This window comes from Halalkalicoccus paucihalophilus, from assembly GCF_001593955.1.
GTDB lineage: Archaea > Halobacteriota > Halobacteria > Halobacteriales > Halalkalicoccaceae > Halalkalicoccus > Halalkalicoccus paucihalophilus.
Window position 1 is genome coordinate 1 of record NZ_LTAZ01000008.1, and the last position, 24,661, is coordinate 24,661.

General features: G+C 52.6%; 17 protein-coding genes and 1 pseudogene. 6 read left to right on the plus strand and 12 right to left on the minus strand.

The genetic code is table 11. The features are described from left to right. From HAPAU_RS13615 to HAPAU_RS13630, 4 genes and pseudogenes are all read left to right on the plus strand, one after another. Window positions 1-424: pseudogene (locus HAPAU_RS13615) on the plus strand (hypothetical protein); the annotation flags it as partial. A 71-nt stretch (window positions 425-495) separates the two neighbouring features. Beyond that, the gene (locus tag HAPAU_RS23275) at window positions 496-1,011 is read left to right on the plus strand and encodes a DUF7344 domain-containing protein (protein WP_449267236.1); all 516 of its coding nucleotides are present in this window, start codon (window positions 496-498) and stop codon (window positions 1,009-1,011) included. A 298-nt stretch (window positions 1,012-1,309) separates the two neighbouring features. After that, complete coding sequence (locus HAPAU_RS13625; RefSeq protein WP_245634112.1) at window positions 1,310-2,662, plus strand: polysaccharide deacetylase family protein; 1,353 nt, start codon at window positions 1,310-1,312, stop codon at window positions 2,660-2,662. A gap of 360 nt (window positions 2,663-3,022) precedes the next feature. Further along, window positions 3,023-4,255 (plus strand): hypothetical protein, encoded by a 1,233-nt coding sequence (locus HAPAU_RS13630; RefSeq protein WP_245634113.1) that lies wholly within the window; start codon window positions 3,023-3,025, stop codon window positions 4,253-4,255. Window positions 4,256-4,354: 99 nt separating this feature from the next. Here HAPAU_RS13630 and HAPAU_RS13635 read toward each other — a convergent pair whose 3' ends face one another. From HAPAU_RS13635 to HAPAU_RS13690, 12 genes are all read right to left on the minus strand, one after another. Then, window positions 4,355-5,830 carry a polysaccharide deacetylase family protein gene (locus tag HAPAU_RS13635; protein ID WP_245634114.1) on the minus strand — a complete coding sequence of 492 codons (1,476 nt, stop codon included), beginning with the start codon at window positions 5,828-5,830 and terminating at the stop codon, window positions 4,355-4,357. 520 nt (window positions 5,831-6,350) lie between these two features. Continuing rightward, a complete protein-coding gene (locus HAPAU_RS13640) occupies window positions 6,351-7,628 on the minus strand; it encodes a hypothetical protein (RefSeq protein ID WP_066383762.1) in 1,278 nt (425 codons plus the stop codon). 1,340 nt (window positions 7,629-8,968) lie between these two features. Beyond that, a complete protein-coding gene (locus tag HAPAU_RS13645; RefSeq protein WP_066383764.1) occupies window positions 8,969-9,256 on the minus strand; it encodes a PadR family transcriptional regulator in 288 nt (95 codons plus the stop codon). A 303-nt stretch (window positions 9,257-9,559) separates the two neighbouring features. Continuing rightward, window positions 9,560-10,627: a polysaccharide deacetylase family protein gene (locus HAPAU_RS13650; protein ID WP_066383766.1), complete on the minus strand. Its 1,068-nt coding sequence runs from the start codon at window positions 10,625-10,627 to the stop codon at window positions 9,560-9,562. Between the two features lie 188 nt (window positions 10,628-10,815). After that, window positions 10,816-11,820, minus strand: a complete 1,005-nt coding sequence (locus HAPAU_RS13655) for a TackOD1 domain-containing metal-binding protein (protein ID WP_157078472.1) — start codon at window positions 11,818-11,820, stop codon at window positions 10,816-10,818. Between the two features lie 1,363 nt (window positions 11,821-13,183). Next, the gene (locus HAPAU_RS22895; protein ID WP_084383734.1) at window positions 13,184-13,399 is read right to left on the minus strand and encodes a winged helix-turn-helix transcriptional regulator; all 216 of its coding nucleotides are present in this window, start codon (window positions 13,397-13,399) and stop codon (window positions 13,184-13,186) included. Between the two features lie 229 nt (window positions 13,400-13,628). Then, on the minus strand, window positions 13,629-14,261 hold the full coding sequence (locus HAPAU_RS13665; RefSeq protein ID WP_066383773.1) for a hypothetical protein: 633 nt from the start codon (window positions 14,259-14,261) through the stop codon (window positions 13,629-13,631). A 214-nt stretch (window positions 14,262-14,475) separates the two neighbouring features. Next, window positions 14,476-16,029 (minus strand): right-handed parallel beta-helix repeat-containing protein, encoded by a 1,554-nt coding sequence (locus HAPAU_RS13670; RefSeq protein ID WP_245634117.1) that lies wholly within the window; start codon window positions 16,027-16,029, stop codon window positions 14,476-14,478. Window positions 16,030-17,621: 1,592 nt separating this feature from the next. Beyond that, entirely contained in the window at window positions 17,622-18,677 is a 1,056-nt protein-coding gene (locus tag HAPAU_RS20980) for a hypothetical protein (protein ID WP_066383778.1), read from the minus strand. 590 nt (window positions 18,678-19,267) lie between these two features. Next, the gene (locus HAPAU_RS13680; protein ID WP_066383780.1) at window positions 19,268-19,957 is read right to left on the minus strand and encodes a hypothetical protein; all 690 of its coding nucleotides are present in this window, start codon (window positions 19,955-19,957) and stop codon (window positions 19,268-19,270) included. Beyond that, window positions 19,954-20,238, minus strand: coding sequence for a hypothetical protein (locus tag HAPAU_RS13685; RefSeq protein WP_066383782.1), 285 nt, complete (start codon window positions 20,236-20,238; stop codon window positions 19,954-19,956). The genes HAPAU_RS13680 and HAPAU_RS13685 overlap by 4 nt, the downstream gene beginning before the upstream one ends. Before the next feature lie 392 nt (window positions 20,239-20,630). Beyond that, window positions 20,631-21,845 carry a Cdc6/Cdc18 family protein gene (locus tag HAPAU_RS13690; protein ID WP_066383784.1) on the minus strand — a complete coding sequence of 405 codons (1,215 nt, stop codon included), beginning with the start codon at window positions 21,843-21,845 and terminating at the stop codon, window positions 20,631-20,633. Between the two features lie 219 nt (window positions 21,846-22,064). On the opposite strand from HAPAU_RS13690, the gene gfo6 reads away from it, so the two are divergent. Beyond that, window positions 22,065-23,135: a D-xylose 1-dehydrogenase Gfo6 gene (gfo6, locus tag HAPAU_RS13695; protein ID WP_066383786.1), complete on the plus strand. Its 1,071-nt coding sequence runs from the start codon at window positions 22,065-22,067 to the stop codon at window positions 23,133-23,135. 412 nt (window positions 23,136-23,547) lie between these two features. After that, window positions 23,548-24,579: a hypothetical protein gene (locus HAPAU_RS13700; RefSeq protein WP_066383788.1), complete on the plus strand. Its 1,032-nt coding sequence runs from the start codon at window positions 23,548-23,550 to the stop codon at window positions 24,577-24,579. Window positions 24,580-24,661 lie beyond the last annotated feature (82 nt).

Genomic DNA, 24,661 nt, shown 5'->3' on the forward strand with positions numbered 1-24,661 from the left:
GAACGGGGATGAAGGGAATTTGACGGCGGGTGATCGGGTGGAAGTCCGGCGGTGTACGTTTGCGTTCACGCACAATATCGATGGGCAGAACGCCCAAGCGATCGTGTTCCGGGGGTATCCGGAAGACAAGTATGTAACGGAGAACAACCGGTTCATGCATGAGATCGATGGAGCGGAGCCGGTGGCGAACGTCGCCAACGAGGGGTATGAGCCGGTGCCGTATCGGCAGGTGAACGTGGGCACTGAGTGGGTGGATTGGACGTTCGCGAACAACCAGTACGGGGTAGGTGAGCCACACGAGCCAGGGGTGGGTGCGCCGGTGAATTTGGATGCGCCATTGGCGGGCAAGCCGTTGGTGGATGCGGAGCGTCGGCGGGGGTTGCGCATCGCCCTTCGACCGCTCGAATCACAAAACGACCAGTAACTACCCCCACTATCATGTCAACAAGCCACCTACCAATAACAAGCTATCCAGATCAGCACCAATCGCAGGAAATGGACGCCCCATCACGAGATGAGTTGTTTCAGCTCCTCTCAAACCAGCGCCGGAGGGAGGTCCTCCGGTATTTCAGCACCCATAGTGAAAACGTTGAGTTGCGTGTTCTCGCTGATTGGGTTGCTGCACAAGAATATGACACGCCTATCGATCAGCTCACCGAAAAACAGCGACAACGGGTTTATATCTCGCTCTACCAGACACATATTCCGACATTAGTTGATCATGAGTGTATCGACTACAATCAGTCGACTGGTTTTGTTCGCCGAACCGATCGAATGGACGACTTAGATCGCTATCTCAAACTTGAATCTCTCACTCGGTCGGATACGGACATAATCAATCCCACATTCGGTTGGCTGCCTTCTGTCCCACGTCAGTATACTGCCCCGCTCATCATGAGTGGCTGTTCCGTTCTCTTATTAGGGTGGTTTAGTATCGTCTCTCCACTCGTCCTATTGACGATCAGTTGGATCGGGCTCTTTAGTTTCCTCGTGCTCTGTCACGGGTGGTGACCCTGCTCTAAGCTCATGGGCTTCCTGTTTCTATGATGTACCGTAGCACGCTTCTGTGAGTGTTGGTACGGAAATGTCCCAATCACATTTGGATAAGAGAGCTACGAAGTTAAGCAGCTCTTATTGGAAGATAGAGTACTCTATTGTTTATTTGTCCTAACTAATTGAGAAGCAATACCTGATGGCCTTTCCTTTTCCATATTTGACTAGCACTACTATACTGATGAATAGAACTGGTATTGTTGTTATCATGATCATAACCATTTGACATCCTATTATAATATCTAGTAGAAAGCAGATGACTGAAGACGACCGGTCGATAACAAAACGAGCATTTCTCATGACAGCCAGTACAGTATATCTCTCCGGCTGTCTTGGCGACTCTCCTTCACAGTCGAGTAGCCAGAAAACTTCCTCTCAAGAGGTCAAGAACAACACTGACACAGACCCAGAACCGACCACCGAGGCCGAACCGGACAGCTCTACGCTCTTCATTGATGGCGATCCTCGTGAAGACCTCTGGGACGTCGGAGATCAATGGCGAACCGGGACATCACTCGATGAGTGGGACGTGCTGTCCGGATCAATCGAGCGTTCTACAGAGCGTCTGTATCGTGGCTTCCAGTCCGTTCATCTCACCGCTACTGACGACGATGGAGTGGCAGTCCGGATTCCAATTGATGGGTACGATCTGACACAGACGTCGTTTTCGCTCGCGATGTATATCGACACTCCAGGCACTCATTATACGCCATCGTTCGATGTCAATGCTCCTGAGTGTGGACAAACGCTTGAATTTCGAACACGCTACAAGATCGACGAGCCGGGATGGATCCGCTATGATCTGGGGATTAACGATATTTCTACTCTCGAATCAGCTACGGAGTCGTATATGACGATCTCGTGGGGCGGCAGTGACATCGACTGGTATATTAGCGACCTCCGAGCAGTTCCGGTCAATCAAGACCCACGCTTGTTCATCCAGTTCGACGACTCACTTCGGTCGACGTACGACACCGCGTTCCCGATCATGCGTCAGTACGATGTCCCTGCAACGGTCTACACGGTCACGGACCGGATCGGCAATACGGGGAGTCTCACCCTCGACCAGATGAATGAGATGCAGGACGCCGGCTGGGAGTTCGCGAGCCACACTTTGACTCATCAACGAACGGGTGAACTCCCGCTGGACGAACAGCGGGCCGAACTCGAGGACTCGAAACGCTGGCTGCTCGATCACGGCTTTGAACAGGCCGCCTCGATGCTCGCCTATCCATTCGGCTCGTTCACCACCGAGACGATGGATATCGCCGCCGATTACTACGATTTCGCGACCAGCGAACAGCGCGGCGCGATGAACCGACGGATCAGTTCACCGCTCTCTGTAAACCGCCATCCAGGTGATAACGTTAAACGGTCGATGGAATTAATCGATCTCTTGCTTGATGATCAGATACCAACCGATACTCTAGTGCTTTGTTACCACGACGTTATCGAGGACAACGACCCATCGGTTGATCCTGACGGGTTTCGTGAGACGATGGCATATATTGATGACCAGGACGTCGACTGCAGAGTGACGAGTGAACTCCGTGATGATCAATTCAGGAGTGAAAATTCGTCATCATCTCCTAACCCCAAAAATGATTAGGAGGCAGGGTCCGATTTCGGAGATTTTTCTCCAGCCTAAACTGGCATACTATTTCAATTCGTGATCGAACGATAAGTTAGAGTATAACAGTTCAGTTCTATTTTATCGTATTAATAACGTATGTGGGGGGGTTGGCAGTCCATGCGGGTGTTCTATCCCTGTGACGCTCTGTGGAGATGTCCCGTATTCCGATTGAGAGTGTGTACGCTGATAGTCCCGGTATTAGTAGTCTCGTAACCAGATTTGGAATCCGTTATTCCGTATATAATTATTTACTTATGCTTTAGAATTCAAATAATGGTTAAACGACCATACACAGATAAGACGGAATCAAACAGTAACTGGACGCGACGAACGTTCATGAGTACAGTCGGTGTAACCAGTATTGCCGGGTTGTCAATGGCTGCCCAAGCGAATGGGGCAGACAATGATAGTGGGCCTCGGTATTTCACTAACGAGCAGATCCTCAACTGCCTCCGAGATCGCGAGATCGCTGGTGGAAAAGGCCATGAGATCGATATCAGTCTCGAAGATGCCGACGTTGTGGTTGGAGATCGTGACTCACTGGCTGACGCACTCAGCAGTGGCGTTGACGTAATTGGTGTCCCAGGTGATACTGAAATCGATCTCTCGGGTGATGACTACGAGCTCTCGAATCAGACGCTCGTCTCGGATCGCGGCGTCAACGGCTCAGAGGGCGCGCTACTGTATACGACCGACCATGGCGATGACTCCCCTGCATGGGATGGTGGTTCGAACGGTCGGGGTGTCATCACTATAGAAGGTGACTCTCGCATCAGCGGCATTCGGTACCGAGGACCGTATCACGATCACTATGACAACGAGGAGTACCCAGGCTACGTTCCACTAGCCGATGGCGAGACCTACGAAGAACGGCAGGAAATGCGCCAAGAACACTATGCTCGTGGAATGTGGATCGTTGACGACGATGTTGAAATAGACAACTGTGAGCTCTACGGCTGGCCCATGCAGGCCATTACGATCGGCTCCTCGTCAACAATCGTCTCACCACATATCCATCATGTCTACGGTCACGACTGTATGATGGTTGGGGCAGGCTACATAGTCGACGTGCTTAACGGCCATCCGACGATCGAAATGAGCTACTTCAACGCAACATGCCATTCGATTAGTGGCTTCGGCCATCCCGAGTGTGGGTATACGCTGGAGGATTGCGTGTTTGGCCCCTCGACCTATAGCCACGCCGTCGACATGCACTGTTTGGCCGAAAATGGCTACGGTGACGACCTCACTGCGGGTGGCCGCGTTGATGTCCGTCGCTGTACATTCACCTTTACGCATAATATCGATGGACAGAACGCGCAAGCGATCGTCTTTCGAGGCTATCCAGAAGATGGGTATGTTACTGAGGACTGCTGGTTTCTCCACGATGCTGACGGCGATGGCACTATAGAGAATGTCGCAAACACAGGCTACGAACCCGTTCCCTATAGACAGGTTAACGTTGGTAGTGACTGGCACGACTGGGAGTTTTCGGGCAATCACTACGGCCTTGCTACACCCAGTGAATCCGGAGTCGGTGCCCCTGTCAACTTGGAAGTTTCTGAGTAGCTCCTATTGTATAATTTTGAATAAAATCGTTTAGACAAATAATTCCACTAGTAATGACACTGCACTGCAGTCGCCTATAGAAAGCTATCTCAAGAGATGTTAGGGACTGCCCTGATTATCAAGCAGTTCGGAGGCTGTGACTAATTGGACATCACTTTCTTCGATATAATCAAGCAGTGTTTCCAGCTGTTGAGTGGTCGTATCCGCAAGTGGGTCGTTCTCGATCTCGTTCTCGGGGACAACACCATGAGCGAGTCCGATAGCGAGTTGATTATGCTCGGCAGCCATATCAATTTGTGATGTGAATCCCTCTATGTCGAACATATTCACTCGCGAAAGGTGTAGTGGATCTGTAAACGGTACTGCGTTCGGTGTCCCACCGAAGTATGAACTCAGCTCGTGGTATTCGCGCGTGATCTCCATGATGTCTTCGGTCGCATGATGATATGGCACAAACATATGGCGAGCACCATCTGAAAAGCCTCGATTATCGAGATACTCATAGGCGGATTCGATATCCTGCTGGATCGCATCCAGATCCTCCAGTTCTCGAAATGCAGTTCCTTGTGGATGCGAAGAGATATCCCAGCCAGCATCACGCATCTCTCGCAAGTTACCAATTGAAAGACGGTCATCTTGATTAAGCGAACCCGGCACCACTGCTGCAACAGCTTGCATGTCTCGCTCTTCGAATAGCGGGAAGGCATTGGTATACTGAGAAGCAACAGTATCGTCAAATGTCAGCATCACATAACCTTGATCGGCTGCAGGAGTTGTGCGCAGGTCGTCCACCCAAAAGCGAATCCCAGTATCGCTTTGTTCACTCTGTTCTTCTTGATTAGTTTGATTTCCTTCTCCGCTTTGATTACTCTGATTGGTTTGATTTCCTTCTCCGCTTTGATTACTCTGATTGGTTTGATTTCCTTCTCCGCTTTGATTACTCTGATTGGTTTGATTTCCTTGCTCTCCCTGATCTTCGTTCGCCTGTGAAGGGTTTGGATCATCGAGAGTGATTCGGAGTTCCTGAACGTTACCAAAGTTCGGTTCGCCGCGCTGACCAGTATAACCGACATCCATTCGAAGCCAGCCAGTATAGGTGCTGAGAATCGCACGAGTACTCCATACTTGATCAGCATTTCCTGGAGCAAGCACGCGAACGGTAACCCGTGCAGGCCGGGGTGTATCAACCTGCACTGCGAGTGAGAGATGCTTATCTGTCATATCCAAGCCCTCCGGGAATGTACGAGCGATCTCCGCGGTCACGCCCGTATTTTCGATGCGAGCGGTCCGTGAGCCAGTCAGCATCATCTCCTCGTCGGCGTTCACGTTTCCATCAACCGCGAACCACTCATCAAGGTCGTCATCAAAATTGCTAACGACCTCACCATGGTTAATGGCCGGCGGTGAGACCTGCTGTGAATCGTTACCATCACTAGGTCCATTTCCGTCACTATTCCCGTTATTATCGCTCTCTCCCGTATCTCTGGATAGTTGACCCGCACAGCCCGCTGCGAATGCAAGCGATCCTGTTCCTAAGGTGGCGAGAAACTTACGACGATTTGATGGCTTCACCATAGCCTATACTTATTAAGTTAAGCATATTAATCTTCTGTATATAAATGTAAATGGGTTTAGGGTTGTTTTCAGCGAATCCAGAGAGCGGAGCGTAAACTACCCCGCCCTACTCGCTCGCCGTTCGGCTCGCTTCTTGAGGACGGGGCTTTCCGTGAATTTCCGCACTTTCCGTCCCGTCCCCGTGCATGGGCGTGGCGCGGTTCACGTCGGCAAGACGGGCACACGGAGGGGGATTCCTGCGTGGTTTTCCGTCCCGTGGTCAACGTCCGAAGCCGATTCACCTGACTTTAATTCCCGGTGTTCTCGGCCACGTTGGGTGTGGCGTCAGCGTCCCCGAGTTCAGGGCCGGTCTACGGCGGCCCCTACCCCGGCTCCGTTTTGGTTCCGGTGTAGTGTCATCCACTCTACGTTTATGTTACATAGCTGTTGCGAACGCGCTTGCTCCCCGCCCTACCGCTCGCTCCGCTCGCGGTTGAGGAAGGGGAATCCGCGCTACCGATTAGGTGAAGAAGCGAAGAGGTTACACGACGAGCGTTTCGTTCGTCTCTTCTTCTTGTTCCTGCTCAGCGGATTCGAGTTCAACGGTCATACCATCATCATCAGGGATGGAAATATCGCTAATCGTCGTCGTCTCGTAGCCGTCGGCTTCAACGTGGACGCCATGACAACTGCTCGGTGAGATCACGCTCGTCTCAATCACGCCGTCTGCGTTCGATTCGCCGGTGATGTATGCGTCACCGCTTGAGTGCCACCAATCACAGACACCGCTCACCTCTGCGTCCTCGATTGGGCCGCCAGTCTCGGCGTCAATGACGTTGATAGTAAACGAGTCATACCCACTCTGGAGATGGATTGAGTCCGTCGCGGGAACGTCGATCATCACCATTGTAGAGGTATGATCCTCGGCTTCGACGTGGTACAGCCCCTCTGGAAGGTCGAACATTGCCGAGCCATCGGTCGCCTCTTTGGTCCATGTCTCGCCGGTCTCATCGTTCTCGACTGTTACAGGGACGTCCTCGTTAACGTCGACGCGAAACGAGTGCGACTCGCTGTCGTTCTCGTCACTACTATTGTCGCCGTCGGTAGACGAAACGACGAAGCTCTCGGTCTGGTCGTCCTGTGTGACTTGAACGGTCCGTGTTTCGTCACCGACCGTAATCGCGAACTCGACTGCCCCTTCATCGGGTGACTCGTAATCGAGAGTGACCGTGCCGTCATCACCCGTTCGGTACTCAATCGTCTCGTCTTCGACCTCAGCAGTAACGAGTTCGTCAGCGACCGGATCACCGCTCTCATTAGTTACCTCGACCGTCACCGTGTGAGTGTAGCTTGGAGGCTGCGATTCCGACTCTTCTTCATCGGCTGGGTCATCGTTCGAGTCGCTATCGTCGCTCGGCTCGCTGTCGGAATCCGAATCGGAATCGTCGGTATCACTATCATCGTCGCGATCGGAGTCCGATGACGAGCCAGAGTCGCTATCGCCGTCCGACCCGGTGTCCGAACTCGTGGACGTATCGGAGTCCGACTCAGTCGACGACTCAGAGGTGGTATCTGACCCATTGCTGCTGGATCTGTTAGTACTCTCGTCAGTCCCGTCGCTACTGCTGTCGCTGGTGTTGCTGGTCTCGTCGGTGCTGTCGGCATTGTCCTGTTCGTCCTCGAGATCGCTGCTCTCGTCGGGTGATTGGTTGCCGTCGTTGTTTCCTGCTGGCGAGTCGGTCCCGAATCCGGCACAGCCGGCTAGTACGACCGAGATACAGACCAATAGGGTGAGTAATGTGCGTTGTGTTGTTATCATTGTCGTGGTGTGATTAGTTATCTACCTGTACAGCGGGAGAATCAAGTATTTGGAGGAGCTTAATATTCCCTTCCTTCTATCATCGTAGAATCATACTCATCTTCACATCACAGTTCGCTCAATACCGGTAACACCAGGAATGGTCTCAACCGAGACGTTGCCCGAGAACAACCGTTCTATTTGTCGGTTGAGATGTACGCGTTATGCCAAAATACGCACAAAGCCTCCTGGACCTGTCCGATTGAGTATGCTGTGCAGTGGATTGTTCTCATGCTAATCGGCTGCGTTCCTTCCCTCTCTTAGTGATAAGCAGGTGATAACTATGTGTACGACTGTTATACAAAGATCCAATGAGGGATATTCCGAACGCACGGTTTCAGTCTGCATTCGCGTTTATACCTGGAAGACATATTAGTAATATAGTGGGTAGAGCAGATACGACGAAACTACTATTGAGGAACGCTAAATGATAGAGAATCGAATTCTACGCGAGCGATTAGCTACAATTGGAACAATTTTTACGTTCTTCGGAATAATTGTAATCATACTCAAACGCATATTAATGGCACTTGATCTTATTCGTCTTACTCCGTGGGGTGTGTCTCCAGAGGTAGCATGTCTTGTAATTGCATCAACTGCTTTCGCTCTTGTTATATATCTTGATGAAACTTATCCCGTTGAGGCACCCAACCAAACGAATTGACTCCCTCCACGCCGTAAACGACGTGGAATCGCAACCTCTGTTGGCTAATAATACGGCCAAAACCAGTCGTAACCTACAATTTCATAAATATCTTCCAGCGTGAACTCAGACCGGTCACAAGTTTGTAGGCGCGTCACCGAGTAAAGGTTGAGTTCGCCCACTCCGTCTTGAGGTCCGGTAGCTCAGATTAAAGTGAGGATATGGACGGGGTATTGTCCCGGTCCTACTCCGTAAGCGATACAGGAAGTGGTTGTAGACTTGTCTACAAATATCGTGGTGACGGCCCAACTCTCTGCGGTGGGCGTTGGGCGGTTTGAGTCGATCCGTGTAGACGTAGTACATCCGCTCCTCTCATTCCTCGATTAGTTGCTCAAGCTGTTCGCGAATGAACGATGAGAGATGGGGGTATTGGTCCTGGACTCTCTCGTCTTGGTCTTCGCGAATGGTGATCGTCTTCTGTTCCACCGTTTGCACCCATTGTATCTTGCACACATACCGTATCGAATCAGTGGGTTTGGCACCGAATGGTGGCTGAGAACCGTGCGGCGCTGTATTTCCGGTGCTCACACTTCCCCTTCGCTCGACGCTCGCCGAGAAGAGGACTAAGTGCTTATTCAGCTAAGCCGTCTGAGTACGCTCAAACGGAGGAATCCGATTCGAGATAGTTGTTTTCCCACCTGCGACGAGTTTCGACTTCGTTCTGCCCCTCAACAGTCATCACATACTCGTCCGGTTGGTTATTGTGCTGTCTCGTCTCAAGCAGTTCAGCATTAACGAGCGTGTCAAGATTTGGGTATAAACGATCATGCGTAATTTCCGTCTGATAGTAGCTTTCGAGTTCGTCTTTGATCTTGAATTCATACGTCTCATCGCATCCGGCAATGATGTACAGCAGGTCTCGTTGGAACCCGGTTAAATCATTCATCAAGTAGATAGTGTCATTTATCTATCATTACTATACACTTATGAAGGTGAATACGATTTGGATTATTTTCATATAAATCTAATTACACCACTCATAACTCTACTACAGGTAATAGATGGTCGTTTGCACAGGGGCGCTACCACAACGGCCAGGAACAACAAGGAATGCTAATGAGCTCATTACCGTCATTTCATTGAATGAGGCTTGTGACCCCTCTCTGCAATAGGGACATCCGACAATCAAATAGATAGACGTTTTGAGAGGCAGCGGGGACACCTACGAAAGATACCACGGTAGTGTAATCTAGCTAGTAATCTGACATGCTTCACGGAGCGTCAGCACCTCGATACCACGCTCATCGACCCACTCAAGGGTTTCATAGATCCGTTCTTCGGTGACTTCTTCTTTATATGTATGAGCACCAAACACACCTAATGCGCCTCGATCTGCGATCTCGTCCAAGTCGGCTTTGACCCTGTCTGGGCTGGAGAATTCGATGAAGTAATCTCGATGAGTGTAGAACGGGTCGAATTCATCCGGATCGTTAATTCGTGAGCCATGCTCAGCGTTTGCAACGGCGTTGTAGTATTGGCGAACGAACTTCCGTGAGTAGTCGTCAAAGTTGTCATAGGGTGCGAGAAACGAATCGATTTCGAACCCGAGACTTTCGAGTTTCCGTTTCGACTCACCAAGCGCCTCGTGCATTGCCTCTTCACCGTAGCGTGTAACGGTTTCACCTCGCGTGAAAGACTCGCCTAGCGATCCATCAAATTCGATATATTTTCCTACATCATCTTCGCCATAACCGACAATGGTACGTGTGACCGTTGTTTTACCATCGGTGATTTCGAGATCTTTTGATGTCCAGTATCCGTGGCGAATTTCTTCCGGATAGACCCGATCATCTGATGCGTCTGCATCTTCAACGAGTTCGTAGGTTCCTACAACACTGTGTTCAGTCGTGTGTGAGGCGATCTCCCAGCCGGCAGCTTCGAGTTCTTCGAGCTGCTCGACGTCCATCCAATCATAGCCATTGTAGTTTTGGAGTCCGATTCGTCCAGTGATAATACCGGTTGTTGCAGGGGCGTCAAATGCCTGATGGGCTGGGAATGCTTGCGTGTAATCTTTCATCGGCCCGTCATCGTAAACGAAAACGACGGCCCCGTTATCAGGTAGCCCCTCTGATTCGCTTTGTTCCGGATTCGTATCCGTCTCGTTATCAGAGGTTCCCTCATCGGTAGATGACTCATCGTTGCTAGTTTCTTTACCGCCATTATCGGAACTCCCAAGACAACCGGCAAAACTCGCCATTCCAATGGCGCCAAGACTGAGTACCCGTCTTCTGGAGAACGCTGATTTATCCATACTCATACATCAACCTGAAAACATATAATTATAGTGGTAATACAAGATAAAAAACTCGACCTAATTGGTACAAAACATCGTTGACACGGGACGAAACAACGTTGATCCCGATGACGTCGTTCTCGAGAAAATGACGAAGATTGCTGTTCACCGGGATACTGACTTGCTACCCCCGCATCTGGGGGTCTTTTCCACTAATCCCCTTTCGTCGATGTGAATCCGACTGCTGAGGACAATCGGTCGATGATGTTTCCAGCAGGACGGTACTCATCATCGATCGATTCATAACGTCTTATTGATCCGCTTTGGTCCACCCACAGCATTGTCACTCCATGCTGATTCGCAATCTGTAGCACATCATCGGAGATGGACTCATCAGTTGCGAGAAGAAGTGGTTGGGCATGAAATAATTTCCCAACAGTACTAATATGTTTGATCTTCTCGGAATCGACTGCTGAGTGGATATCTGCTACGATTCGTTGGTTAAGCAGTTCATCTGTGGCGTGAATATGGACTTTATATAATTCATCTCCATCTTCATCGTTTTGCAGAGCGGCATCGAGGGTTACATCGAATCCACGACTGGCAAATTCGTCAGCTAACAACTCCCGTGTCCCGACTTGGGCTTCATGCCAGTTCTCGCCTTTCTCAGTCAATTCATACTCGTATAATGTCTGTTCAGTCGCTTTTTCTGGTTCGCTAAGATAAAAACAATCTAAACACCAGAGTCGATGGCTTGGATGGTCGAACGATTCACCACATCCTTTACAGAGCTGTTTTTGCATGATGGTTATATTAGATGAGTCTATCTCCTTCTCGCAATCCGGGCACTGTTGTGTCTCTGTATGATCACCGATCTCGAAATCTTCTGATTGAGCCGTGAAACCACACTGTTCGTGTTCGAAGAAACTGGTGCGGATGGTATGAGTATCCTCACAGAAAGGACACGCTGTGATGTACTGCAATCCGTCAGCCTGACATGATGGGCAGATATATACTTTCGTTGTATACTCTTTGTGAAGAAATCCTCTCCCAGCTAATGCATCCAGCGCTTCGATACTTGTACCATCTTGATGTGCAAGCAGGTCTTCTGTTTCCGGATACGCAACTTCACCTTCGTCGCTAACTGTCGGTTTGAAGTCTTCTACTGTCCCGTCACTCAGTTTGGACAGTAATTGGAGTTTACTAACTGATACCATACTAGTACATACTGTTTTTCTTTCATATATATACTAACACCATAATCGACACAGATCTCCTTGAAGCATTGGAGCACTCTTGTACACTACCCCACCCTGTTCATGCTGATACGCTCGCTGAGGACGGGATTGTATAACTGTCCCTGTTTCGATGACGTGCTTTGCAGTAAGCAGTATCTAGGAAGGGTGTAGTTTCACAGCGGGGTTCTCATTTTGAACACGTATGAGAACTGTGCGGCGTTGACGCGACGCTTTGCGTCTCGTTCGCACACGAGAGCGAAGCTTTTCTGAATGTGGTATCCTCTCTTTCACGCGCCTTCAACGCTTGTTGAAGAAGGGCTCAACGCCTCGGTTAAGCTACGCAGTGAGAAGAAACTAATTACTTTGACAAGACCATAGTTCGACGGGACGTTGTTAGAGTGTCGAGCAGATCGAGTGACCCCATCCGCAGCGAGGGCGTTAGACTGAGAATAGTGTGTTAGTTTACATTACTGGGGCTGAATAGGAAATCTTAACCAACTCTCCTATCACAATTCTGCCAATGGCATCTCTTCCAAAGATATTGTTGATTAGTTCGATAGGGATTTGGATGAATACGCCGCTTGTATTGTTCATCACAGAATTGGGGTATATTCGTCCAGAGGGCTATGTTCTGTACCAATTCTTCGCGATTAGTATCAGCCTTATATGTGCTGTGGTACTGCTGTTGCCCTCCGAGATAGCAGTTCCCACGTTAGACCCAAAACAGCCACTAAGGCTCTTGGTCAAGAAATTCCATGCCCTGACAGGGAAAAACGATCCTTCGACTGAGCAGTCTTAGTGGAGCAAGGTCCAGTCTCACTGATGTACTACTCTACAAACGTCATTAATCTCACTTCAACTGGACACTGTAGTTAGCTCCTCTCGTTTCGCGTAAGCGTTTTGCGCTCTGTGCAATTCAAACATGGTCGAATTAAAAGTGGCATCCCACATTTTTGGCATGCCCCGTCTGGATATCGTCGACTTGAACCTCCCATACCTGATCGATAGGCATTCATCATATTAAATATTACTGATAAATAATTGATAAATTTATGTATTGTGAAGAACATACATACTTTGTCATTATTCCTGAATGTATTTCCGGGATTATGTCAGCGATTATTTAAATTCTCCTCACAAGAACTCTTGATCAAGAGTATCGTCTCTCACCTATCGCATTCTAAGGTATCGCGCAGTGGTGCTTGGTGCGGAGACGTAGCTGGTGTTGCTGACTTGATCTCCTAGTTGGATTGGAACCGTTTTTCTCGCGCGACTCAGGAGACGACACTCGTCGACGGCAACAGCGAAAAAGCTGGGCTACGTTCACGAATCAAATCAAAAGTTATATTTTACGCCAGAGATCGTTTTTCTCTCTTATTTCGGATTCAAGTTCGCCTTGTAACTCCAATCGACTAAGACGATATCGCGTTAGTTGAGGTGACAGTCCGATTTCATCAGCAATCTCCGACGTAGTTGCTTCCGGTCCATGTTTTCGGATAGCTGCCATGATAATCATATCTGTTACTGTACGGCGCTGATTTTCACCGTTACTGTTCATAATCTTACTTACGTCTAAAAGAGTATTAATCTATTGATAAACTAAATAATATGTTCTAGAAGGATCATAATATCTCTTTGAATATGTTTCAATCTAGTGATTCTTCACGAATAGGGGCTCGAAAGCGTTCCCTCAACGGTTGGTCACAAAAAGAAATCGGAGCTATTCAACAGGGCCGTCAACTCTAAACGAGATCTCCCCCACCCATGAGGGGGAGTGAAACCTTCAACTACGAGTCCGAGGAATCGTCTACCGCACCGGCTTCTTCCATCTGATTGAGAACGCGGTTGACGAACTCCTCGTTCGTCATATCATCGTCCATGAATTGCTGGAGCCACTCGATGTCCAGGAAGACTGCAACCCGGGTCTTCTTGTTCTCGTCGTAGAGCGTGAATTTGATCTCTTCGACTTCTTCGAAGAATTCTTCGACATCAGCATTGCGAATTGCCTGCTCAAAGCCGGGTGCAAGCGCCTCGAGCTCTTCCGAGAGCTCTTCCCGGTCGGTCGTCAGCAGCATGACCCGCACGTCAAGTCTGTGATCCTTGTACTTGAGCTTCTTCAACTCGATAACATCACTGTCGATCTCGAAGTTGTCTCGATCGAAGCCGGGGATGTCGTTTTTGTCTTCCTTCTCGTCGTCTTCTTTATCCTCTTCTTTCTCGTCGTCGTCCTTCTCGTCTCCATTGTCGTCGTCATGACCGTTGTCGCCGTTATTATCGTCATGACCGTTATCGCCGTTATCGCCGTTATTGCCGTTGTCACCGTTGTCGTTGTTGTCCTCATCATCCTCGTTACCGGTACAGCCGGCGACGAGCGTTGCGATTCCAGCACCACAGCCAAGGAGCAGTTTTCGTCTCTCCATATTTTCTCATTAACCTCTCTACACATAATTGTTTTGGCCTATTAATATCATTTAATTAATATACTGGAATCATCTTCATAAATAGATTACATTAAAGGACCCTCTTTTCCAACGAGCAGTCACATAGGTTCAAACGTTTTCTATCGAGCTAGATATCGCCCATCGCTCCTTCCTCCTTTTGAAGACGGAATCGAAGTGCGCGTTAGCTGCCGTCTCACAGCTCACTGGGGTCGACCCGCTCACCATTGAGCATCACTTCAACCCCGGAACTCGCTTCAAACGACGTAATTTCGCCGGTGAACTCATAGGAATCCGGTTCGTTAGTCGTTCGCCCCGTCACTACCGACTCATCAATACTATCGTAGGAGTTGATGGTCGCACCGTCAGCGGTAGATTTCTCAACAGTGCCAGAGACGGTAAACTCATATCTAGCGAACCTGCCACGGCCACTGATTGTAATGATCTGCTCCGGCTCTTCGCGTGGTTCAAGGACAATCGGTGGCTGGCGTCCAGACGATCCAAGTTCGAGATCCGTGTAGACGTTATCCTCATACTCGGGGTGAATTGCGAAGATATCGTAGTTTCCGACTGGCAACCCCTCAAAGAGGGCATACGTCCCGAAGTAATCCTCTTCATCTCGGGTACTACTCAGATAGGAGCCGTCGTAGCGACTCATATCCGTTCCGTCGTGCGGAGTGATGCCGACGGTTGCCCCTTCGAGATAGTCAGTCTCTACGCCAGCCTCCCGAACGTAGACACGGAGCTGTGCCCTTTCTGGTCCATTACGTGGGTGGCCAATGTCCTCAGCAGGTTCGTCTTCACCGAAGTGGTTGTTCGACAGCAGAACATTGTCCCACCCGTCACCGCCGGCGTCGTTGTCATACTGCACGACCGGTGATCCATCGACGTATCGATTATCGCCGGGATCGGTCGCGTTGTAGAACCAGTTGTCTTCGATCGTTGCCCCCTCGCTGGGCGTACCACGGATAGCGACGCTACGGGCGACGTTTCCATTGCGGTTCTCGACGTACTGAAACGTGTTGTGGTGGATATCGACCCGCTCACCACCAGGGCTGTGCATTTCGAACCCAAAGACCAGTCCATTCGGTCCCTGGATGTTGTATCGGGCCTCATAGCTACAGCCCGATGTCCCATCCGCCGCAATGCTATGGCGGTTACCGTTGAAGTAGTTGTATTCGAGCAGCGGCTCGCCACGGTAGATGACGACCCCGTAGCCGAGTCCCGACATCATGTTGTCGTGAATTGAGCAGTGATGAACGTGGGCGTCGGAACTCGTTGCGTCTTCCCCGACGTTCCCGATCCCAATGCCGGCGTGTGTCCAACCGTATATCTCGCAGTTATCGATCTCACAGCTCCCGTACGCACGCAGAGCAAGTGAGTTGTAGTCCCAGACATCTCCGGACGGGTCGTAATAGCCGATTTCCGAACCACGGAAGCGGAGGCCGGTGATCCGGACATCGTCGTCGTATATCTGGAGCATCCGGGCTGTGCGCTGAGTACACGAGATGAGGCCACCATTCTTCCCGCCTCTTCCGCGTCCGCTGGCCAGTGTGATTCCTGCGGGAACCGTGATTCGTCGCCCGGTCAGGTCGATCTCGGCATCGTCATCGACATACACGACGTCACCGCTGGAGACGTCGTCGAACGCTTCGAGCAACTCATCTACTGTCGAGACAATGACGTCTGCGTCCGCGGGTGAGACGGTCCGATCGTACCCGTCTCCGCCACCGATCTCGGTGCCGGTCATTACTGTATCTGGTGCTGCTTTAGCACGCTCAACCGCGTTCAGACTTCCGATACCCGCCATTGCGATCACGCCTGCTTGGAGATAGGCACGACGGCCCATCGAAATGTCATCGTTCGTATGACCCATGAATCATGCAAATTCTCATAGGATAATACATATGATGTTGGTATGAATAGTTACGTAATCAGTAAATTACGCTTAGGATGTATGTTGATCGAATGGAGCCCCATCTTGTTTGGAGGAGGGTCGCACAAGGGGAGTTTCAGCGTTATTTATGCTGAACATAGTATTTGACAGGATATCAGATGTCCTGTGGGAGGGGGGAGGCACTCACACGGCGTACAATGGTTCCTTCTATCAACACCAAGGGAGCCATCTCCAGGCGCTCTCTCCAGATCTATTGCGTCCGTCGGTAAGACACATGTAAGAAATATTTCATTCAACGGGCGGTAGCGAGGAATCCCCGTCCTTCAGGGCGGGGAGGAATCGCGTGGCGAAGCTGGGCGAAACGATTAGTATCGCCTGGCCCGTCGTCCCAAGTAGTCCGAAGCGGGCTTCAGACAGCCCGGCAACGGGTGCCGAACCAACATTGCGGTGCGGGAAAGGTTTGGTTCCTCGCTTTAGACGGGCCGCTGTCAACCGGCCCCGAAGGATGGACCGGCGACGTTGACGAGACGCTTCGCGTCTCGTTCGCACACCAGAATGCAACGCATTCTGGGGACGTGACCGCTCCGAGCAAGCTCGACCTGCCGCGAAGTCGCTGAGGTCACGTTCAATTAAATTGCCTCTGCCGGCCGACCGCACCGGCACAAAAGTCGGCCCGTGGGACCACAACTCCCCACCGACGCCACGCAAGCCCCGCCGTTTACGGCGGGGTAGTTGACACCGCATGCGAACCGTTTCTCTCCCCTCCCCTTATTGGCTTAGGATCGGACAGTCTCCGTCTCACAGTGGGAGATGCCTGTTATCGGCGTGGTTTGGAAACAACATCCAGGCGTCACGTCTTCGCTCTTGAAGGGTAGAGCTCGTAGTGGATCGGTCGAAAACGGAAAACTACACAGCGGACCCGGTCAAGATTTGGAGGTAATTGATTGATCCCACCGATATCTCCTGATAGTGCTCAGAACTTGTATCAGGTGTCGAGCATCGAAAAATCTCCGGAACTGAACTCTGTCCCTTCTCAGGTGGTTTCGCAAATGAATGCACGACATAGCGGATACCGTCGTGATCCTCAAGGTAGACCCGTCGGTACTCCGTTGCTGTTGGTGTCCTCGGAGGTGACTCTTCAGTCTGTTTAATGACGGTGAATCGTCTTGGTTCGCTGAATTCACCATTGGCAATGCTCCCGATCCGTACTGTTGCACCAGGATCCAGGCGCCCAAGAGCGGTCGAAATAGGTCTTTCAACAACCGACGATTCCTCCCTCAACGAAGACATGATTACAGCAGTTGATACGTTAAACACTTAAATAACTCCATCGAAGTTAGATTAAATAGAGAATAAACAAATGAAACAAACACGTTTCTGAGAATACATTCCCTGTTTGCACATCCGTTTTCCATCTGGCGAATTTCGTGAACCCTTCCCTGTTGTTAGGGCCCAGAGGAATCCCGGGTGCACCAGACAGCGATAATAATCGAAAGCCCGAGGAGAGTCACTAACACACCAAAGCCTGGCATCTCGTCAACTCCTGTATCGTCATCCAATTCTGAGCTCCCGTTGTTGTTCGTCTCACTGGTCGATTTCTCGCTACGGGTGTCTGTGACACTCTCATTCGTTTCATTCCCCATCCCAGTAGTGGCTTCCGTGCTTCCATTGAGCGTCTCTGTCTCTGGTGTATCGAGTTGGAGGACAATAACGACCTGTCCGTGAGATGCCTCTGGTTGATAGGTCCAACCGCCACCGGCCTTCTCGTACGACTCCGCATCGGCGATCGGATCAATATCGGAGTCCCACGCCTCATGCTCTTGTTGAATATAACCGACGACATTGATCTCATCTGCATACTCCCCTGTGACCTGTGCCTCGCCATACTCGACAGTACTGTCCTCGGAGAGCCCATGGAACTCGAAACAGTGCGAATCGAGATATCCATCACCTTGTGGCAGAGTGGTGCTAGTACCGAACTGATCAGCGTCAAGCGGTCGATCGGAGTACTGTGTTAATGGAAGCGTTACCGTTATCGGATCCGCAGCCGAGTGCCACTCAAGCGTGTCCCCAGTCGGAATCGTGACTGTCGTATTTGGGACGGTTTCACCGACGATCGTCTCACCAGCCTCGTTTCGAAGTGTGATACACATTTTCGCTGATCCACTGCCGAGGTAGGGACTTCGGTATTCGTCACGTGGATTCTCATAACTGACCCAGCTTCCATCGCTAGCGGCTGCCTCAAAATAGGGATCATCTTTTTCCGGCACTGATTGTTTGTATTCTTCTTCCGATACTTCATCCGAAACGTTCGGCCCGGTGTGGTCTGTCGAGGTATTACTGGCCTCTGTTGAGTTAACTGATTGATACCCGTGCTCGGTGTTTGATGGGCTGGTAATAGTTCCAGTTTCCGTGATAGCACCGGCCGTACCGCACCCACTCACGATTATGAACAGTCCGACGATAATCACTGTGGAATTTTCTGCTATTGATTTAATCATTGATATATGAGTGAATGGGTGGGATCGTGTTTCTGTAGTCGAAACCCGGATTTAGGGATATATTAGATAGTTTACCATAATCGCCAGAGACATGACGAAGATGTACCTCGCCCTGATTCTTCAGCAGCACAGATAATTCTGTTATTATACTCTTCAAATACTTATTTTTAGTATGTTTCACTAAAAATAGAAATGGTGTTCTTCTATATGTATTTTATTATATTCAGATTATAATATCATCTAATTTATGGATTATAAATCTATACTACTAAATACATATTATAGTTGGTATATAGTTAAAAGTAGATAATCAGCGTGAGGGAGGCGGAGGATCGGTCTCCACACAGTATCAAATAGCTATGATATCGTGGCTAGTTGTAGGCTATTGTTTTCGCCCACTGGTTCGAGGGATCTCGTCTCACGTCGTCACGAAGGACGAGGTCCTTCGACGCCTGTGCAGACTGTACTCCTGCGTTCGCTCGTCATTCGGAGCGGGTGGATCCAAAGCACGTCGTAGAAGCAGGAAGCCCCGCGGTCCGTTCACATACTCGATTGGCGTCTCCGTGGCCGTCCTGTCGATATCTCCGCTCTCAGTCGGGGATTTCCGCGAGGGTCTCCTCCCAGATCAAAGCTAACCCCTCGTATCGTTCCTTTGCCATTCTATCGAGTATCGTCGAGTCGTCGTCATTCGTTGTCCGCTCGGCGGCGATATCCTCACCGTCGAGCAGATCGCTGAGATGTGACGCGGCGAGTTCCATCGACATCTGGTCGTCGATCGTCTCGGCAACCATCTCGAAGACCATCCCTCCCTCGGGATGGAGCGCCAGCCACATTTCGAGATCGACGTCGAGGATCTCGGATCCGAATCGGCAATAAGCGTGGTAGCTACAGTACAGTGCGGCGAACAGCTCCAGTTCCGCATGGGCTCGTGCAGACGCACGGGCAAGCTCCTCGTCCGATGGATCCTCCTCGCGCTCGTGGTCGAGTAACCACGTATACCGCTGTTTCTGGCGTGTGAGTTCGTAGTGGAGGTACGTCGTGTGGAGTTCGTAGACCGCTTGAAAGAGGATTTGCTGGACTAATCGCGCTCGTTCGGTGAACGCATAATCGGTCGCTTTATACTCATATTGCGGGCAGGTTTCGACGAGACTGTCCGTCCACTGCTCGTTTCCGTTCGCCCACGCTTCTAGCATGATGCGGAGTCGCTTGTCGGGCTCGAGATCCTCGAGAACAGCCTCACTCAGCCTGTCGATTTGGTTTCCGAGACGACGCTTGCTCATCGTCGCCTCTTTCGGTCGTCGAAGTCGGTGACTTTCCGCAGCAACTCCAGATCCTCTTCCATCTCCTCGATATCGGTATCCTTCTGAAGCTTGCGATACTGTCCGCTGAGGGTACCAAGCGTCCGATACCACTTGATCAGCATCCGCTCGTCTTCGGCGGTCTCGACGTCGCGTGACTTCGTTCGGTCGCGAACGTCGTGGATGGCCTCTCCGAGAATCGAGAGGACTTGCTCCCGGTCGGTTTCCGATTCCTCTGGGTCGTGTAATGGCGGTGGTGACATAGGACGATCGTAATGTGGAGCGTTCGGCGGCAGTTCTACATCATCGTTCGTTATGAGAACGTATAAGCGGTCATGTAGCAGGGTGAAAGTGAACCATCGCTGAGAGTCATCAATCGAAGTGGGACTCTTTGGGTAGTGGTCCCGGTACGGTCTTCGATCGTAATAGCCGGTATTGGTCCGTCCTCGAACCCGTCAGGGGTATCGAACCCCGGTACGCGATCGAAACACGGCTGTATCCCCTCTTACTCGCTCCCTTCGGTCGCTCGTTGAGGAAGGGGCCTTAGCGCCTCGATTAAGGTAAAATAACCCCGTCGTGGTGATCTGACGTCGTCGAAGACTGCTGATCCATCGTGACGCTGGCAAGGAGCCCGCCGTGTCACTACCCCCGCCGTTCAGTACTCCTCGGCCGGTAGCAGCCGTTCTGCAACCGCCGCTTGTGCCTCGTAGACCCACTCGGGATCGAACGTCGTTTCGACGTACATCGCCCGTCCAGCCCGCCCTTTCGACTCGGTCCAGCTCTCGACGAGCCCCATCGTATCGAGTTCGCCTACGAGCTTCTGAATCGCTCGCTCGCCCAGCCGAAACTGTTCGGCCGTACTCGGCTGCTGGAGGCGCTCGTGGATCCGACTGCTCCGAACCGGCTGGATGATTTTGCCATCCGAACCCCGCGTCCCGACGGCCGCCGCCAGCACGACTAGATGACGAAGCGGCAGACTCCGCAGTTTCGCGACCGTCGTTTCACGTTCGGTCCCCTCGAGACTGTCGAGGAGACAGTCAACGGTCACCCGATCGAGTTTTCGCTCGGTGGCCAGTTCGCCGGCCTGCCGAAATAACCGAAGCGTTCTGCGGGCATCACCCCATCGGTAGGCGGCCTCCTGCACGCCGCGATCGAACGCCTCCTCGCTCAATCCACCGTCGACGAACGCCACCTCGATCCGCGCCCCGATAATCGCACGCAGTTCTGCTTCGTCATACGGTGGAAAGAACACCTCCTCACCGCCCATCGCGCTCTCGACGCGGCTATCTAGGCGCAGGTCCACAGTCAACAGCTCGTTGCTGATCAGAAACACCGAGAGCTGCAGTTCGCGTTCGAGCTTGCCCTCCCCGCGTAAGAGTCGATAGAAGAAGTCGCTGGGGTCGTAGTTCGCGTCGTGTTGGATGTGGTCGATCTCATCGAGGATCAGCACGGTCCACTCCGGGTACTCCTCGAGGCGCTCCCAGATCGCCTCGAAGACGCCATCCAAGCCGACGTACGCGCCCTCTTTTTCGCCGCCGAGAGCAAACAGGATTTCGTTGGCCGCACTGAAGATCGTTCGACACTCCTTCAGATTCACGTACTCGACGCCAACCATGGACTGGCGGTCGGCGAATTCCTGACAGAGGCGCTGTGTGGTGATCGTCTTGCCCGTCCCCGGGGGACCGTAAATGGAGACCGTCGTTGGTAGATAGTCCTCGGTTACCCCCGTCAGAATCCGCCCCAGTGCCCGTTCCTGCTCAGTCCAGGGCACGATGTCCTCGGGTTCCGCCAGCGGGTCGAGTGCGCCCTTGTCAGCGAACACCGACTCGTCCGCGGCCAGTTCGTCGAAGAGATCGTCGTAGCGTGTCATGGGACGTCTCGCCTAACCAACTCTCGTTCCAGGCGAATTACGAGTATCTATATAACGGAAGTCGAAACGTCTTCCGATCGGTCGCCAGCAAACAGCAACCTCGACGAGAGTGCCTGTGAGGCGGGGGACCCCGCACCGACCCAGAAACCGGGGTGTTCCCGAACCGTTCCCCGTCGGAAGACCCGCGTGTTTTACCTGCACGGATGGTACGACAATGCAATGCTCGACTGGATCGATTCCTACGAAGCCCGCGAGTGGCAGACGACGACCGAGGGCACGGTCAGATACGCCCTGATCGGGCTCGGCTGGTGGACGATCGATGTCGCCCTGCCGGCTATCGAGTCCTCGGACCTCGGGGAGGTGACGACGTTCGTGAGCAGTTCGACCGCGAAGGCCGAGCGCCTCGCCGAGGAGAACGACGTGGCTCACGGCATCAGCTACGAGGAGTTCCACGACGGCGTGAAACGCGACGCCTACGACGCCGTCTACGTCGGGACGCCGAACGCCTACCACTTGGAGTACGTCGAGACGGCCGCCGAGCTCGGCAAGGCGGTCCTCTGTGAGAAGCCGATGGAGGCCACCGTCGAGCGCGCCGAGCGGATGGTCGAGACGTGTGAGGACGCAGGCGTACCGCTAATGATCGCCTACCGGATGCACACCGACCCCGCGATCCAGCGCGCGAAGGAGCTGATCGAGGCAGGATTCCTCGGCGAGCCGGTGTCGGTCCACGGCCACAACAGCCAACCGCTGCTCGAGATGATCCCCGATCACGACCAGTGGCGTCTCGATCCCGACCTATCGGGGTATGGCACCTCGGTGATGGATCTGGGCATCTACTCGATCAACACCGCCCGCTACCTGCTCGATCGGGATCCCCTCGCCGTCCACTCGGAGATGAGTTCCCACCACGAGGCCTTTGGGGACGTGCCCGACGAGCGCTCCTCGGCCCTACTCGTCCTCGAGGACGACGTGAAGATGGTCACGACCGCGAGCCAGCGCGCCTACGAGGACACCGAGTTGAAGCTCACCGGGACGGAGGGACAGATCGCGTTCCAGCCGGCGTTCCACGGAAACGTAACCCTCCGACTTTCTCGTAACGACCTGCAGGTGACGGTCGATCACGAGACATTCGACGCCGAACGTGAGATGCAAGAGGAGTTCGACTACTTCGCTGACCGCGTCCTGACCGGCGGGGACATCCATGCCGATGGCCGACACGGGCTCACGGACATGCGCATCATCCGGGCGATTCACGAGGCCGCAGAACGCGGCGACATCGTCGAACTGTAGTCGTACCCGTCGGCGTCGGACACGGAATCTTCGGGGCGCACGCATGTTGGTCACGCGCTCGCATGGGCGCTCGCGACCGGCGAGAGGAACTCGCTGATCGATCTCGCTGTCGAGACGGTGCGGCCCTCAGGCCGCTCGAATCACGGGAGTAGAACGAGGCTCGTTCGCCGAGTAATACACGGTCACGTGGGACGGGATTTTTCGCAAACGATCGCGGTCTTTCGGGAACGAGCGACGGAGCGACTACGCCACCGAGCACCCGAGGCGACGGGCGTGATGGTAGCCTTTATAATACATCCATAATATTACTACTGATAACCGTTGAATGTGGTGAAAATAGTCGGCGGATGCGTTCACGGTCGCGAATCAGCGCATCCCACTGCGCAGACGGCAACACGGCAAACAAACTCACATGACACCAACACTGGGAACCTCGCGACGGCGGCTCGCGGTCCTCCTTTTGGTCTGCGTTGCGGTCGCACTGGCCGGCTGTTCCGGCTGGGGGGCCAACGGGCCCGCGGACGAGCCGGATGCCTCCAACGCGAGCAGCGACGACCTTGAGGACGAACAGAACGACGATTCGTCGAACACGACTGACGGGTCCGACGCCACGAACGGGTCCGATTCGACCGCGAACGGGGAGGAAAGCGACGACGGACCACCCGATGACGGGTCTGCCTCGGTGGACGACGACTCGGCGGACGACCCGAACGGAACCGACGAGTCCGGCGGTGCGGACACGAGCGACGGGTCCGATGACGGATCGGAGGAGAGCACCGACGAGAACACTGAGAACGAATCGGATGGGACCGACGACGAGTCACCGTCCGAGCAGCCACCCGCGGACGAAAACGCTGACGAGAACGACGGCGACGAGGACACGACTGACGAAAACGGAAGCGACGACCCCGAGACGTACACGCTCACCGTCGAGGCCGAGGGGCCGGTGACCATCGAGCGCCTCTCGGACGGCGCGACCACGACGCGCGAGGCTACCGACGGAACGGTCGAGTTCACCGTCCTCGAAGGCGATTACGACATTAGGGCGGGCGCAGAGGAGTACGTCGACCCGATGCAGTCTTTCGGCGTCACTGAGGATCGGACGGTCACCCTCCAGCGGGGTGGCTCGATCACCTACACCGTCGTCGATGCCGAAACCGGCGAGCCGATCGAGGGTGCCGAGATCAGCGGGCTGTGCGATCTGTGGTACTCGAGCGGTGATGCCTCGATCAGCGGCCAATCGAACGCCAGCGGCGTCATCGAGGCCGAGACCCTCATCCCGACGACATGCCGGTACGACACGCAGATCACGGCGGAGGGGTACGAGCCGGCCTCGCTCGGCGAGATCAACGTCCCCGAGGACGACGGGACGACCGTCGAACTCCAGCCCGAGGGATCGAACGCCACGCTCGCGCTCGGCGTGACGAGTATCGCCCGGGCCTGATCCCGGTACGTCGGCCGAATCACTCTGGAGGACTTTCCATCGAGAATCGGAACAATCATGCGAGATCGTAATATCCTTCAAC

Bases quoted from the DNA above. Each gene is read 5' to 3' on its own strand.
- HAPAU_RS23275 (WP_449267236.1), top strand. From the start codon at position 496: ATGGACGCCCCATCACGAGATGAGTTGTTTCAGCTCCTCTCAAACCAG.
- HAPAU_RS13625 (WP_245634112.1), top strand. From the start codon at position 1,310: ATGACTGAAGACGACCGGTCGATAACAAAACGAGCATTTCTCATGACA.
- HAPAU_RS13630 (WP_245634113.1), top strand. From the start codon at position 3,023: ATGAGTACAGTCGGTGTAACCAGTATTGCCGGGTTGTCAATGGCTGCC.
- HAPAU_RS13635 (WP_245634114.1), bottom strand. From the start codon at position 5,830: ATGGTGAAGCCATCAAATCGTCGTAAGTTTCTCGCCACCTTAGGAACA.
- HAPAU_RS13640 (WP_066383762.1), bottom strand. From the start codon at position 7,628: ATGATAACAACACAACGCACATTACTCACCCTATTGGTCTGTATCTCG.
- HAPAU_RS13645 (WP_066383764.1), bottom strand. From the start codon at position 9,256: ATGAATGATTTAACCGGGTTCCAACGAGACCTGCTGTACATCATTGCC.
- HAPAU_RS13650 (WP_066383766.1), bottom strand. From the start codon at position 10,627: ATGAGTATGGATAAATCAGCGTTCTCCAGAAGACGGGTACTCAGTCTT.
- HAPAU_RS13655 (WP_157078472.1), bottom strand. From the start codon at position 11,820: ATGGTATCAGTTAGTAAACTCCAATTACTGTCCAAACTGAGTGACGGG.
- HAPAU_RS22895 (WP_084383734.1), bottom strand. From the start codon at position 13,399: ATGAACAGTAACGGTGAAAATCAGCGCCGTACAGTAACAGATATGATT.
- HAPAU_RS13665 (WP_066383773.1), bottom strand. From the start codon at position 14,261: ATGGAGAGACGAAAACTGCTCCTTGGCTGTGGTGCTGGAATCGCAACG.
- HAPAU_RS13670 (WP_245634117.1), bottom strand. From the start codon at position 16,029: ATGACCGGCACCGAGATCGGTGGCGGAGACGGGTACGATCGGACCGTC.
- HAPAU_RS20980 (WP_066383778.1), bottom strand. From the start codon at position 18,677: ATGATTAAATCAATAGCAGAAAATTCCACAGTGATTATCGTCGGACTG.
- HAPAU_RS13680 (WP_066383780.1), bottom strand. From the start codon at position 19,957: ATGAGCAAGCGTCGTCTCGGAAACCAAATCGACAGGCTGAGTGAGGCT.
- HAPAU_RS13685 (WP_066383782.1), bottom strand. From the start codon at position 20,238: ATGTCACCACCGCCATTACACGACCCAGAGGAATCGGAAACCGACCGG.
- HAPAU_RS13690 (WP_066383784.1), bottom strand. From the start codon at position 21,845: ATGACACGCTACGACGATCTCTTCGACGAACTGGCCGCGGACGAGTCG.
- gfo6 (WP_066383786.1), top strand. From the start codon at position 22,065: ATGCTCGACTGGATCGATTCCTACGAAGCCCGCGAGTGGCAGACGACG.
- HAPAU_RS13700 (WP_066383788.1), top strand. From the start codon at position 23,548: ATGACACCAACACTGGGAACCTCGCGACGGCGGCTCGCGGTCCTCCTT.